12 protein-coding genes are annotated in these 12682 nt (G+C 64.6%); 7 read left to right on the top strand and 5 right to left on the bottom strand.

The window, feature by feature from the left end; genetic code table 11:
- Positions 1 to 147 precede the first annotated feature (147 nt).
- From QQK18_RS17380 to QQK18_RS17395, 4 genes are read left to right on the top strand one after another with little or no spacing between them, the layout of a single operon-like run.
- A complete protein-coding gene (locus QQK18_RS17380; protein WP_284341634.1) occupies positions 148 to 1176 on the top strand; it encodes a sugar ABC transporter substrate-binding protein in 1029 nt (342 codons plus the stop codon).
- 2 nt (positions 1177 to 1178) lie between these two features.
- Positions 1179 to 2681 carry a sugar ABC transporter ATP-binding protein gene (locus QQK18_RS17385; RefSeq protein ID WP_284341635.1) on the top strand — a complete coding sequence of 501 codons (1503 nt, stop codon included), beginning with the start codon at positions 1179 to 1181 and terminating at the stop codon, positions 2679 to 2681.
- A gap of 58 nt (positions 2682 to 2739) precedes the next feature.
- Positions 2740 to 3660 (top strand): ABC transporter permease, encoded by a 921-nt coding sequence (locus QQK18_RS17390; RefSeq protein ID WP_284341636.1) that lies wholly within the window; start codon positions 2740 to 2742, stop codon positions 3658 to 3660.
- Between the two features lie 11 nt (positions 3661 to 3671).
- On the top strand, positions 3672 to 5384 hold the full coding sequence (locus tag QQK18_RS17395; RefSeq protein ID WP_284341637.1) for a CocE/NonD family hydrolase: 1713 nt from the start codon (positions 3672 to 3674) through the stop codon (positions 5382 to 5384).
- Positions 5385 to 5498: 114 nt separating this feature from the next.
- Here the strand turns inward: QQK18_RS17395 and QQK18_RS17400 are convergent, their stop codons facing one another.
- Positions 5499 to 5915, bottom strand: a complete 417-nt coding sequence (locus tag QQK18_RS17400; protein WP_284341638.1) for a hypothetical protein — start codon at positions 5913 to 5915, stop codon at positions 5499 to 5501.
- Between the two features lie 286 nt (positions 5916 to 6201).
- Here QQK18_RS17400 and QQK18_RS17405 point away from each other — a divergent pair, with 286 nt between their 5' ends.
- Together QQK18_RS17405 and QQK18_RS17410 are read left to right on the top strand one after the other, a co-directional pair.
- Positions 6202 to 6522, top strand: coding sequence for a cupredoxin domain-containing protein (locus tag QQK18_RS17405; protein WP_284341639.1), 321 nt, complete (start codon positions 6202 to 6204; stop codon positions 6520 to 6522).
- Positions 6519 to 7064 (top strand): cytochrome P460 family protein, encoded by a 546-nt coding sequence (locus QQK18_RS17410; RefSeq protein ID WP_284341640.1) that lies wholly within the window; start codon positions 6519 to 6521, stop codon positions 7062 to 7064. Before QQK18_RS17405 ends, QQK18_RS17410 begins: the two co-directional genes overlap by 4 nt.
- A gap of 22 nt (positions 7065 to 7086) precedes the next feature.
- On the opposite strand, the gene QQK18_RS17415 is transcribed toward QQK18_RS17410, so the two are convergent.
- Positions 7087 to 7722, bottom strand: a complete 636-nt coding sequence (locus tag QQK18_RS17415; protein ID WP_284341641.1) for a TetR/AcrR family transcriptional regulator — start codon at positions 7720 to 7722, stop codon at positions 7087 to 7089.
- A 316-nt stretch (positions 7723 to 8038) separates the two neighbouring features.
- Here QQK18_RS17415 and QQK18_RS17420 point away from each other — a divergent pair, with 316 nt between their 5' ends.
- Positions 8039 to 8392, top strand: a complete 354-nt coding sequence (locus QQK18_RS17420; protein ID WP_284341642.1) for a RidA family protein — start codon at positions 8039 to 8041, stop codon at positions 8390 to 8392.
- 69 nt (positions 8393 to 8461) lie between these two features.
- Here the strand turns inward: QQK18_RS17420 and QQK18_RS17425 are convergent, their stop codons facing one another.
- From QQK18_RS17425 to QQK18_RS17435, 3 genes are all read right to left on the bottom strand, one after another.
- Entirely contained in the window at positions 8462 to 9433 is a 972-nt protein-coding gene (locus tag QQK18_RS17425) for an aldo/keto reductase (protein ID WP_284341643.1), read from the bottom strand.
- Positions 9434 to 9569: 136 nt separating this feature from the next.
- Positions 9570 to 11507 (bottom strand): acetoacetate--CoA ligase, encoded by a 1938-nt coding sequence (locus tag QQK18_RS17430; RefSeq protein ID WP_284341644.1) that lies wholly within the window; start codon positions 11505 to 11507, stop codon positions 9570 to 9572.
- Entirely contained in the window at positions 11500 to 12681 is a 1182-nt protein-coding gene (locus tag QQK18_RS17435) for an acetyl-CoA C-acetyltransferase (RefSeq protein ID WP_284341645.1), read from the bottom strand. Before QQK18_RS17435 ends, QQK18_RS17430 begins: the two co-directional genes overlap by 8 nt.
- Between the last annotated feature and the right edge of the window lies 1 nt (position 12682).

The raw sequence follows: 12682 nt of genomic DNA on the forward strand, positions 1-12682 counted from the left end.
GACCCAAGTGCTCGCGGCACTTTGGGAGGAACAGCAAAGGGTTGAGCCTGGCTTGTCGCGGCGGTCGAAGCTGCCGAGTGTGTTCCGCCCCGGCTTCACGCGGGTCGCTTGAAAAGAAGAGTTCAACAAGGAGGAGGAGACAAAAGAATGAAAGGCTTCAGCAGGATACGGTCACTCGCAGTGATCGCACTGGGGAGCACGCTCTGGCTCCCGGCGCTGCCGGCCATCGCGCAGGATGCCGGCATAACGCCGCCGGCGGAGGTCGCGCAGTTCGCCGAGATCGAGGTGGGAAGCGGCGAAGGGTTGACCATCGGCTTTACCCAGCTCGCGCTCGGCGTGCCATTCCCCGAGGCGCTACAGCGGGGCATGGAAGCGGCAGCGGAAACCGCCGGTGTCAATCTCATCACCTGCGACTCCAAGCTCGACGCGGCCGCGGCGCTCGCCTGCGCCCGCCAGTTCCGCACCCAGAACGTCGATGGGCTGGTGACGTTCCAGGCCGATGCTGCCGCCGCGGCCAATATCTGCGCCGAGGGTCCGCAGGTGCCGGTGATCGCTATCGACATCGAGCAGCAGCCCTGCCAGACCGCATTCGTCGGGGCCGCCAACGCCTATGCCGGCGAGATCGTCGGCTACGCGCTCGGCCAATACTTCAAGGAGAACTTCGACTGCCAGTACGATGCGTGGGTCTCTCTTGAGTCACTGGCCGTGGGGATCGTCAACGACCTGCGCATGGGCGGGATGCGGGACGGCTTCGCCAAGGTGTGCGGCGAGGTCCAGAACGTGCGCGTCATCGACACCGGTGCCGGCGGCCAGGCGGATACCGCCCAACGCCAGATGACGGACACGCTGACGGCACTTCCAGGCGCGCAGCGCATCATCACCGTGGGCATCAACGAGGACGTCATCACCGGCGCACTCGCGGCAGCCCGCTCCCAGAACCGCACCGACAACCTTTATCTCGGCGTGCAGAACTTCGACCCTGGCAACTGCCAGATCTGGACGGCACCGCACTTCATCGCCACCGCCGCCTATTTCCCCGAAAAGTATGCCCAGCTGATCCTGCCCAACCTGATCAAGGCGGTTCGGGGCGAGAATATAGGGGAGCAGATTTTGGTGCCGCACGAGGTTATCACCAAGGACAACATGACTGAGTACTACCCGGAAACGAGCTGCTGATCATGAGCGAAGCGATCTTTCTCTCCGTTCGCGGAATCAGAAAGTCGTTTGGCCCGGTCAAGGTCCTGCACGGCGTGGACCTTGACCTGCCCTCGGGCTCCGTCACTGCGCTCCTGGGGGAAAACGGCGCCGGCAAGTCGACGCTCGTTCGCATCCTTGCCGGCGATCATCATCCGGACAACGGCTCCATCGTCATCGATGGCAGCCCCGTCGCGTTCCGCACCGTCGCGCAGTCACGCGGCGCAGGTATCAGGCTGATTGCACAGGAAATCGCCGACGCGCCGACGCTCACCGTTGCCGAGAATATCGCCCTCGGCTCACTGCCGAACCGAATGGGGTTCGTCGACTTCCGCGCCATGCGCGACATGGCGCAGGGCGCACTGGACGCTCTCGGTGCCGATCTGCCCCTCGACGCGCCCGTCTCGAAACTGAGGCTCGGCGAACGGCAGATCGTCGAGATCGCCCGCGCCACGGTCGGTGCGTCGCGCTGCCTGATCTTCGACGAGCCGACCGCGGCGCTTTCGGATGCCGAAACCAAGCGGCTGTTTTCGCTCATCGAGCGCATGCGCGAGCGCGGCGCGACGATCCTTTACATCACCCATCGTCTTGACGAGGTGTTCGCCATCGCCGACCGGGTGTGCGTGTTGCGCGATGGTCGCGTTTCGATGGACGCCAAGGTCGACGAGGTCGATCAGCCCGCTGTGGTCGCGGCCATGGTCGGTCGTCCTGTCGCCGCTCATCAGGACCACCACGCCTATGTCGACAGCGGCGCGTCGAAGCTCGTTGCGGTCAAAGGGCTGACCTCTGACAGCTTCAGCAACGTCGATGTCGATGTGGCGCCCGGTGAGATCGTCGGCCTTTATGGTAAGGTGGGCTCGGGCGTGCCTGAACTTGCGGGCGCTATCTTTGGTGCAGTTCCCTATACCGGCGGCAAGGTTGAGGTCGCTGGCGAGAATGTCTCGTTTCGCCACCCTGGGGAGGCAATCGCCCGCGGCATCGGTTTCCTGCCGGCCGACAGGGCGAGTGAGGGCTTGTTGCGCACCCGGACCGTCGCCGAGAACCTCAGCGCGCCAAGCTGGCGGCGGCTGGCGCGAGGCCTGTTCATCTCCCGCGCGGCAGAATCCAGAGCCTTTACGCAATGGCACAAGGACCTGAAGGTCAGATCGCGCCCTGATGGTTCCGAGAAGATCCTCACGCTTTCGGGCGGTAATCAGCAGAAGGTGCTGCTCGGCCGCTGGCTCGAAGCCGGATCTAGGCTCCTTCTGCTCGTCGAGCCGACGCGCGGCGTCGATGTCGGCGCCCGCCAGGAGATCTACCACGTTCTGCGCGATCTCGCGCGACAAGGCCACGGCATCCTCATTGCCAGCTCGGACTATGAAGACATCACCGAGGCGGCGACGCGTGCGGTTGTAATGGTGCGGGGCAGGGTGGTCGCCCACCTGCCTCAGGAAGAAATCTCAACAGCGCGTCTGACTGAAGCCGCGGGAGGGGGCGTCAATGCCTGATCAAGTGCAAACCACTGCTGTCGAGTCGCCCGCGGCGACCTTTGGGGCGCGTGCGCGAATGAAGGCTCCTGAATGGGCTGCGTTGCTGGTGTTCCTCTTGGCCGAAATCGCCTTCTTTACCGTGAACTCGCCCTACTTCCTGTCCTGGCCCAACATCGTCAACATTGTCACGGCGCTCGCTATCACCGGCATCCTCGCGGCCGGCGGGACCATCCTGCTCATCGCCGGCCAGTTCGACCTCTCCGTCGGCAGCGGCACTGCGTTCGTGGCGCTCATGTTCGCGCTTGCCGCGCAAAGCCTCGGGATCCTACCCGCAACCGGGGTCGCTATCCTGGTCGGTATGGGCATCGGCATGCTCAACGGCTTTCTCGTCACCGTGGTCGGTGTCAACGCCCTCATCACCACGCTTGGTACGCTGGCGATCTTCCGTGGCCTGACCCTCTCCATCGGCGGGGCGAGCAGCGTCAGGGTCACGGGGTTCGACTGGGCGATCGCCCGCCCGTTCTTCGATATCCCGCTCTCGGCGCTTCTGTTCCTGGTCATTGCCATCGCCGTGGCGGTCGTCCTTTCCCGCACCGTATTTGGCCGCACGATCTACGCCATCGGCGCCAACGAGAACGCGGCCCGGCTCGTTGGCATCCGCACCAAGAAAACGCTCTTTCTCGCCTTCGTCATTTCCGGGCTTTGCATGGCCGTCACCGGCCTCGTCAGTGCCTCGCAGCTCGGCTCGACATCGGGCACCACGGGATTGGGGCTCGAGCTTGCCGTGGTCACCGCCATCATCCTCGGGGGCACCTCGCTCAAGGGCGGGACGGGCAGCATGTTCGGCACTGTGCTCGGCCTCTTGATAGTGGGCGTCCTCAATAACGGCATGACCCTGATGAACATCAACTCGACCTGGCAGCAGGTCGCCGCGGGTACGCTCCTGATCCTTGCCGTGTCGTTCGATCAGGTCCGCCAGCGCTTCATCCGTTCCTAGGAGCCACGTCGATGAAACAGGCCTTCGGCCTTCTCGACTCCGTCGAGATTCCGATGCGTGACGGCACGATCCTGCGCGCCGATATCTGGCTGCCCGGCGAAGGCTCGTGGCCCGTCATCCTGCAGCGCACGCCCTACCGCAAGGAAGATGCCTTCGGCACCCAGTACATCAGTGCGCTCGAGTTCAAGGCCGCCCTCCGGCGCGGCTACGCGATTGTCGTTCAGGACACGCGCGGTCGCTATGGTTCGGACGGTGAGTTCGTGCCGTTCTCGCGCGAAACCGAGGACGGGGCCGATACGATTGCCTGGCTGCGCGAGCAGGACTTCTGCAACGGGCAGGTGGTGATGTTCGGCGCGTCCTATGTGGGTGCGACCCAGGTGCTTGCGGCCTCTGGAAATCCCAAGGGACTGGTGGCGGTCTCGCCGCACCTCACCACCGCCCGCCATGGCGAGACCTGGACCTATCGCTCCGGCGCTAGCGAACTCGCATTCCTCCTGCTCTGGATCATCGAGTCCCTCGCGCCGGAGGACCTGCAGCGCCGGCTCGACACGATGCCGGCCGAGGATGCTTCCCGCGCCACCCGGCTGCTTGCCGAGCTGCGGCAGGATCCCTTGGCCGCCTTCTCGCGCCTGCCGATCCTCGACGAGGATCTCGTTGCACTGGCGCCCTATGCGGCAGACTGGTTCGACAACCACCGGGCGATCTCGACCCCTGCGGATCGGGAGCATCTCGATGCGCTCGCGCAAACCCGCCTGCCGTTCCTCGTAAGTTGCGGCTGGAACGACCTCTTCGTCGAGGGCGCCATTGAGCTCTTCGAGACGGCGCGCCGCTGCTGGGGACGAGCCGAAGATGTGCCGGACCGGCTGATCATCGGGCCGTGGTCGCACGGCAACCCCACCGACTGGCAAGGCGATTTCTGGCTCGGCTACGCCGCTTCGACAGCGCAACTGTCGGATGAACAGCTCGCCTTCTTCGACGCCGCCACCGCGGGCGAGCTGCCCGCAACCCCGATGGTGCGTTACTTCCGCTCCGGCTCGAACTCCTGGCATGCCGCGCCCGACTGGCCGCTTCCGGGCACAACAGGGCGCGAACTGTTCCTCGCCGGGACCGAACTACGTGAGGCGGCATGTGAAACCGATTGGTCGCGGTCATACCTCTCCGACGCGCTAAACCCCGTACCGACGGTCGGCGGCGCCAATTTCCTGCCGGGCCTGGTGCTGGGCAAGAATTCAGGTCCCAAGGACCAGGCGCAGATCGAGCGTCGCGAGGACGTGCTGGTCTTCACCTCCGAACCGATGGCGGAGGATCTCGAGGTCACCGGCCTTGTCGAGGCTGTCCTCTGGGTCTCGTCTTCGGGCGCAAGCGCGGACTGGGTCGCGCGCCTCTGCGAAGTGGACAGTAGCGGCCGGAGCATTGGCCTCGTCGACGGCATCTATCGCCAGCAGGTGAGCAGCGAGGGTCCGACCGAGGTGACAGTACGGCTGGGCCATATCAGCCACCTGTTCCGCAGGGGCAACAGGTTCCGCTTGCAGATCGCCTCATCCAACTTCCCGCGGTTTGACCGCAACCCGCAATCGGGAGCGCTCTCGGTATGGGCGACGAAAGAGGATTTCGTCACGGCCACTCACGCCGTTCACGGCGGCCCGGCCTTGCCGAGCCGCCTGATCCTTCCCGTGATTTCACTGCCGTTTCCTGAGCAAAGCGGACTTGCTTCGCCGGGCTAGCGGGTCTCTCGCCAGCTTTTCATCCTCACGAACTCTTTAGCGACGGTGGCTCGGCGCGGCGTCATGTCCATCGTCGGGCCGGTGGTTGATGATCAAAACGTCGCAAATCACTGACTAACTTCCACGCGGGCCGTGTGGAAGTTCGACCGGGAAACCGCGGTGATCCTCCTCGTAATCTCCGTTGCTTTCTTTATCGCAATCGGGTTCCAGACCATCGTGCTCGTATTCCAAATCACCGCCATGGTAACCTTGGGAGACATACCTGCCGGTACTCACTTCTTTGCAAGTCCAGCCTAGGCTGTATTCCTCATCACCTTGGAGTTCGTAGTCGCTATCAGGTTCTAAGTCCGGATCGCTGTCCATGCTATCGAGTGCGCTCATAAGGGCTTCGACAGCCATCAGGTGACCCTCGATGCGCCCCTGCACCGCGCGTCGCCAAACCAAGGGCTCAACGCCCGCCGGGGATCCAACAGGCCGCAACTGACAGAGTTCAGCCGAGTTATTAATCTCTTCACGAAGATCGGTACCCATCTATTTCTCCTGTGCAACGACGGCGAACGCTAACAGCAGCGAGAAAGATTTCACGTCCTCAAAGGGTGCAGCGCGTTTTGTTCACGTCTCGACCGAGCTCCCACGTGCCTGAGGTACTGCTCCTGGCAAAGCTCGATCAGTTCGCGGCGGCTCGGTATGACGAGCCGGCCAACAGTAGCGCCACTCTGATCGGCAAGGTCGTAAGTTGTCGATTGACAACTTATCGTCATGGTGAGACGCTTCAAGTGTAGCCATTCTCGAAGACTCTCACCGAAGAGGTTCGTGCATGTTCATGCGTTTGGCACTTGCAGCACTTGTTGTTCAGATCCCCGTTTTGGCCGAGGCGGCTGAGACGCATGTCGTGACGATGGCGGCCTCCGTCTACCACCCGGCCAACCTCACGGCGCGCGTTGGAGACACCGTTCGGTTCGTCAATGACGACGGTACCGATCACGGTGTGTTCGTGCCGACCGTCGATTTCGCTCTCGATCTCGGCACTCAGAAGCCCGAGGAGGAACGCGAGTTGACCCTCCTGAAGCCCGGCACTTTCGATGTCGAGTGCACCTTCCACGAGCATATGATCCTCAAGGTGGAGGTCGTCCCATGAAAGCCCCGGTACTATCCTCATTCCTGGGCGCCGGCGCCCTGATTGCCGGCCTCATCCTCGCCGGGCCGCTCGTCGCCGGCCCCGAGCGCATCGCCTTCCCCGAGAACTTCGAAACCGAATGGGTGCTTTACAACCAGGTCGATCGGGCCGATCGCAAGCGCGTCCGCTTCATATATGTAAAGCCCGAAGCGGACGCTGAGGCCAAGCCCGGCCAACCGGCGCCGAATGGTACCGTGCTCGTGATGGCCGACAGGAACGCCAAGGTCGATGCGGATGAAAATCCGGTGCTGGATGCCGACGGGCGAATGATCCCCGAGGGCGACTTCACGGCCATTTTTGTCATGGAGAAGCAGGAAGGCTGGGGCGAGTCGGTCGGCCTCGAGGTGGCGCCGAACGGCGACTGGGACTATGCCGCCTTCCTTCCTGACGGCACCCTCAACCCGGAAACCAACACAGCCGGTTGTTTCGCCTGCCACACCAGGCGCACGGGCAAGGACTTCACCTTCACCTACTTCCAGAACGTTGCCGACCGCGCGAAATAGCTTCGCGCTCAAGCAGCGGTCGTCACTTGGCTTCCCGGCTCGGCGCCAGTTGCTCGACCAGCAGGCTAGCGCCGGCCTCGCCGGCATGGACGCGACGCAGCGCTTGGATCGCGCCGGAAAGAAATATGTCCACCTGGAGCCGGACGACGGCATCGCGATCGTCGGGCATCGGCATGTGGTAGACATGCTCGCGGATTGAGAGGAACACGATGCTGCCATGCAGCATCATTACGAGCTCACGCTCGCCGCGCATCATAGACAGCGCCTCGAGCGGGGGCAGGTCGGCCTCCTTGCGCAAAGCGCGGATCACCGGCTCGAACACCAGGTGCGTGAGCTCGGTGCCGCGGCGGGTCGGGACGGGCCAGCCCTCGAGGGCCGCCCGGACGAAGAGCCTGATGCGGGTACCGGCTGCTTTGTCGGTTCTTCCCGTGTAGAAGGCAACCAGGCGCTCGCCGAGCGGAATGCTCTCGTCGCGCAGGACAACGGGTTCGCGCCCGCCGCCGCCGAAAGCCCGAGCGAGCACCGCCGAGACGAAAGCCTCCTTGGAGTCGAAGTGCTTGTAGATCAGGGCCTGAGTGACGCCGAGCGCGGTTGCGAGCCTTCGGGTCGAAACCGCGAAGCCCTCGTCAGCCAGCACCGAGGCGGCCTGGTCGAGCATCGTCCCCATCCGTTCGTCCCGCGGCATGCGCCGCTGTATGGGTCGGCGACTGTCCTCGACCTGTTTCGTTATCGTGTCGCCTCTCACCTGAGCCTTCCGTGCGGATGTGACCGGATAGATATAACGTACGGGGGTCGGTACCGGTGCTATCAAATCACGTCTGCGATGATCGTTTTGCGTCCCCCGTGGTGCGCCAGCCAAGTCCGCAGCTTGTCGGGGCGGACGAGAACGCTGTAAGGGCTGTCGTCGAGGTGGGGCTGAACACCCGGCCTGACCTCTAGAAGTTTGGTTTTAGAGACGAACGGAGAGCTCCGAAATGGCAATTGAACGCATCGATGTCGGCCCGCGCATGAGCCAGGCGGTCGTGCACGGCGACACCATCTATCTGGCCGGCGTGGTCGCCGATGACCGCAAGGGCACGTCGGTTGCCGAGCAGACCTCCCAGATCCTGGCGCGCATCGACGACCTCCTGGCTCAAACCGGTTCGAGCAAGCAGAACCTGCTCAAGGCCACGATCTGGCTGCGCGATATTGCAAGCTTTGACGAGATGAACTCGGTTTGGGACGGCTGGGTGGAGCCGGGTCATACGCCGGCGCGAGCCTGCGTTGAGTCGCGCATGGCTGCGCCCGACGTTCTGGTCGAGATTCAGGTCGTCGCAGCCAAGGGCTGAACGCGTCCGAGACAGTGTAGGGGCGGCGGTCGTTGACCGCCGTTTTCTCGTATCAGGCCTTTCCGACCATCACTGATGGCCGGCTACAGGCTTGGGCCGGTAAGGCGCTTCGAGAGCTGCCACGTCTTCGTCACTCAGTGAAACCTCGAGGGCGGCGACAGCGTCGTCGAACTGGTGGAGCTTTGAGATGCCGACGATCGGCGCGGTGATTCCGGGCCGGGAGGCTACCCAGGCATAGGCGATCTGCGCAGGCGGGCGACCGTACCGCTCTGCGACTTGGCGCACTGCGGCGAGCACCGCGTCGTCCTGCTCGCGCGTACGGTCGTAGAGCCGGATGGCAACCTGGTCCGTCTGCGCGCGTGTCGTCGCATCGTCTCCACGTCCGGCCAATCGCCCGCGGGCGAGCGGGCTCCACGGGATGACACCGATGCCCTCCGAGCGGCAGAGCGGAAGCATCTCGCGCTCCTCCTCGCGGTACATCAAATTGTAGTGGTTCTGCATGGAAACGAACGGTGCCCATCCACTGGCGCGCTGCAGACCCAGAGCCTTCATGAACTGCCAGGCATGCATCGAGGAGGCGCCGAGATAGCGCACCTTGCCGGCGCGCACGACGTCGTTGAGGGCGTCGAGCGTTTCCTCGAGGGGTGTCTCGTAGTCGAAACGGTGGATCTGGTAGAGGTCTATATAGTCCATGCCCAGCCGCTTGAGGCTCGCGTCAACCTCCTCGAAGACATGCTTACGCGACAGCCCCCGGTCGTTGGGGTCGTCGGTGATGGGGTTGTAGAGCTTGCTGGCGATGACGAGCTTGTGCCGCGGCACCCCCGCCAGCACCCGGCCGACGATCTCCTCGCTCACGCCCTTCGAATACACGTCGGCGGTATCGAAGAAGTTGATACCGAGCTCGAGCGCCTTTTCCATGATCGGCCGAGAGGCAGCTTCATCGAGCACCCATGGTTGCCATTCGGGCGAGCCGAAGGTCATGCAACCGAGCGACAGGCGCGACACCTTGAGGCCCGTACGGCCGAGATTGACATACTCCATTTTCGACACCTCCTCAGCTTGGCATGGCGCAGATTGGCATCTGCCGATCCACCCATACCTGCATAAGGAGCGGTACGCGCTACGTCCATGGCGCAGATGGTGGCCCGCGGCGGTAGAGGAACTGGCAGCCCTGGCGCTATGCCGAAAGCTCGGGCAGATCGCGATAGAGTGCCAGGCTCTGCGGATTGGCGAGCGCCGTGTCATTGCCGATCGGCCTGCCGTGAATGGTATCGCGCACGGCGATCTCGGAGATCTTGCCCGAGCGCGTGCGCGGGATCTCGGAAACGGCAATGATGCGCGCCGGAACGTGGCGCGGCGTCGCTCCGCTGCGGATGCGCTGGCGGATGGTCCTCACGAGGTTCTCGTCGAGGCTTGTTCCTTCAGTCAGCCGCACGAAGAGAATGACGCGCTGGTCTCCCTCCCAGTCCTGGCCGACGGCGACAGCCTCCAGAACCTCTGGGATGGCCTCGACCTGCCGGTAGATCTCGGCCGTGCCGATGCGCACGCCGCCGGGGTTGAGGGTGGTATCCGACCGGCCGTGGATCACATAGCCTCCTGACGGCCGCTTTTCGACATAGTCGCCGTGCGTCCACACGCCGGCAAAGCGGTCGAAATAGGCGGCCTTGTAGCGCGTGCCGCCGGGATCGTTCCAGAAGGCCACGGGCATCGAAAGATGGGCGTTGCGACAGACGAGTTCGGCTGGACGACCCTCTACAGGTCGGCCTTCCGCCGAGAAGGTCGCGATGTCGATACCCAGCATCGCGCCCTGCAGTTCACCACGGCGCACCTGCAGGGTTGGAACGCCGCCGAGGAAACACGCACAGATGTCCGTGCCGCCCGAGATCGAGGCCAGATGCACGTCGCGCTTCCAGTTGGCGTAGATGTGGTCGAACCCGTCCGGGAGCAGCGGTGAACCGGTCGACAGCACCGTGCGCAGGTGAGTGAGCCGATGGGTCTCGATCGGCCGCAGTCCGGTCTTGCGGCAGGCATCGATATATTTGGCCGAGGTGCCGAAGACGGCGATGTCCTCTTGATCGATGAGGTCCGCAAGCCGCGTCTGTGTCGGCCAGGCCGGATTGCCGTCATAGGTGACGAGCGTTGCCCCGGAGGCAAGGCCAGTGACCAGCCAGTTCCACATCATCCACCCGCAGGTGGTGTAGTAGAAGAACCGATCGCCGGACCTGAGGTCGCAATGCAGCTGCTGCTCTTTCATGTGCGCGAGCAGCAGACGTCCGGCCCCGTGCACGATGCATTTGGGCCTGCCGGTCGTGCCCGATGAAAACAGGATGGCAAGCGGCGCGTCGAACTCCTGCCGGCAATAGTCGATGGGCATTGCCTCGAAGGGCGCTATCCAGCCGGCAAGCTCAGTGGCCGACGTCGGATAGACCGCTCCCTCGGGCTGTTCGCCGATGAGCACGACGCGCGCTGGTCGCGTCTCGTCGGCTACGGCATTGATGGTGGCGGTCGTGTCGATGAGTTTGCCGGCGTAGCCGTAGCGGGTCACGGCAACCAGCAGCTTGGGCGCGATCTGTCCCAGCCGGTCCGTGGCACCGGCCGGCCCGAAATCTGGCGAGCAGGAGGCCCAGACCGCGCCGACCGCAGCCGTTGCCAGATAAAGAGCGATGGCTTCGATATCGTTGGTCACGATCGCGGCCACCCGGTCGCCGGGGGCGACGCCCTCGGCACGCATCGCCTGCGTGCAGCGCGAGACGAGGTCGTGAAGCTCGCGCCGGGTCAGGGTGCGGCGGGTGCCGTCGTCGCGATGGGCGATGATCGCCAGGCGCTCGTCGGGCTCGCGCAGCAGATTCTCGGCGTAGTTGAGCATGGCTTCGGGAAAGAAGCGCGTGGCACGCAGGTCCGCGCCCGGCGCATGGATCGTCTCGCCACGGGAGCCGATGATGCCGAACGTTTCCCACAGCTTGGCGTGAAAGGCCTCGGGCTCGTTGATCGACCAGTCGAGCAGGCCCGCATAGTCGGTCGGAACGAACCCGGCCTCCTGCGCGAAGCGCGCCAGCGCCGTCGAGGCGATCCGCCCGGGCGAAGGCTGCCAGACGATGGTGCCAATGTCAGTCACGCTCCACCCCCAGCGCAATGCCCATGCCGCCGCCGATGCAGAGCGTGGCAACACCGCGCCTGGCACCGCGACGCGCCATCTCGTGAAGCAGGGTGACGAGCACACGCGCACCGGACGCGCCGATCGGATGGCCGAGCGCGATGGCCCCGCCATTGACGTTGACCCGTTCGGTATCGAGCCCGAGCTCGTTGACGACGGCGAGGCTCTGTGCGGCGAATGCCTCGTTGATTTCCCAGAGGTCGACATCGGCAGGCTGCCAGCCGAGCCTGTCGAGCAGTTTGAGGCTGGCCGGGATCGGGCCGAGGCCCATCACCTGCGGGTCAATGCCGGCGTGCGCCCAGCCGGCGATGCGGGCGAGGGGAGCGGTGCCGCGCCGTTCGGCTTCATCGCTCGCCATCAGCACCAGTGCGGCAGCGCCGTCATTGACGCCAGAGGCGTTGCCGGCAGTCACCGTGCCGCTCTCGATGAAGGCCGGGCGCAGCTTTGCCATCGCCGCCATGTCTGCCTCGTGACGGATATGCTCGTCCTCGGCAACGATCGCCTCGCCCTTGCGACCCGCCACGGTCACCGTTGCGATCTCCCGCGCAAAGCGCCCCTCCCGCGCCGCAGCGGAGGCCTTGCGGTGCGAGGCAAGCGCGAAAGTATCCTGCGCCTCGCGCCCGATCTGGTGCTGGCGCGCGACGTTTTCGGCAGTGTTGCCCATGGGATAGCCGTAGAACGCGTCGGTAAGCCCGTCGGTCATCGCCGAATCTCTGAGGGCGAGGTCGCCGAGCTTCTTGCCCTGCCGGACCGCAACGAAATGCGGCGCGTTGGTCATGCTCTCCTGTCCACCGGCAAGCACAATGCGCGCCGAGCCGGTTTCGATCTGCTGGCTGGCGAGCGCCACCGCCCGAAGTCCCGAACCGCAAACCTGGTTGACCACCGCCGCCGGCGCGCCATCGGGGAGGCCGGCAAGGCGCGTTGCCTGCCGGGCAGGGTTCATGCCGAGCCCGCCTGTCAGCACCTGCCCGAGCACCGCCTCTTCGATGTCCGCCGCTTCGATCCCGGCGTCGGCGACGGCCGCACGGATGGCAGTCGCCCCGAGCTCATGAGCGGCAACAGGCGCCAGAGCACCGGCAAGGCTGCCGATGGGGGTGCGACGTGCGGAAACGATGACGACGGAGGGCACGGTCATG

It is taken from the genome of Devosia nitrariae (genome assembly GCF_030160115.1).
Lineage (GTDB): Bacteria > Pseudomonadota > Alphaproteobacteria > Rhizobiales > Devosiaceae > Devosia > Devosia nitrariae.

Coding starts and splice junctions, on each gene's coding strand:
- QQK18_RS17435 (WP_284341645.1), bottom strand. CDS start 12,681: ATGACCGTGCCCTCCGTCGTCATCGTTTCCGCACGTCGCACCCCCATC.
- QQK18_RS17395 (WP_284341637.1), top strand. CDS start 3,672: ATGAAACAGGCCTTCGGCCTTCTCGACTCCGTCGAGATTCCGATGCGT.
- QQK18_RS17380 (WP_284341634.1), top strand. CDS start 148: ATGAAAGGCTTCAGCAGGATACGGTCACTCGCAGTGATCGCACTGGGG.
- QQK18_RS17385 (WP_284341635.1), top strand. CDS start 1,179: ATGAGCGAAGCGATCTTTCTCTCCGTTCGCGGAATCAGAAAGTCGTTT.
- QQK18_RS17405 (WP_284341639.1), top strand. CDS start 6,202: ATGTTCATGCGTTTGGCACTTGCAGCACTTGTTGTTCAGATCCCCGTT.
- QQK18_RS17410 (WP_284341640.1), top strand. CDS start 6,519: ATGAAAGCCCCGGTACTATCCTCATTCCTGGGCGCCGGCGCCCTGATT.
- QQK18_RS17400 (WP_284341638.1), bottom strand. CDS start 5,915: ATGGGTACCGATCTTCGTGAAGAGATTAATAACTCGGCTGAACTCTGT.
- QQK18_RS17425 (WP_284341643.1), bottom strand. CDS start 9,433: ATGGAGTATGTCAATCTCGGCCGTACGGGCCTCAAGGTGTCGCGCCTG.
- QQK18_RS17415 (WP_284341641.1), bottom strand. CDS start 7,722: ATGCTCGACCAGGCCGCCTCGGTGCTGGCTGACGAGGGCTTCGCGGTT.
- QQK18_RS17390 (WP_284341636.1), top strand. CDS start 2,740: ATGAAGGCTCCTGAATGGGCTGCGTTGCTGGTGTTCCTCTTGGCCGAA.
- QQK18_RS17420 (WP_284341642.1), top strand. CDS start 8,039: ATGGCAATTGAACGCATCGATGTCGGCCCGCGCATGAGCCAGGCGGTC.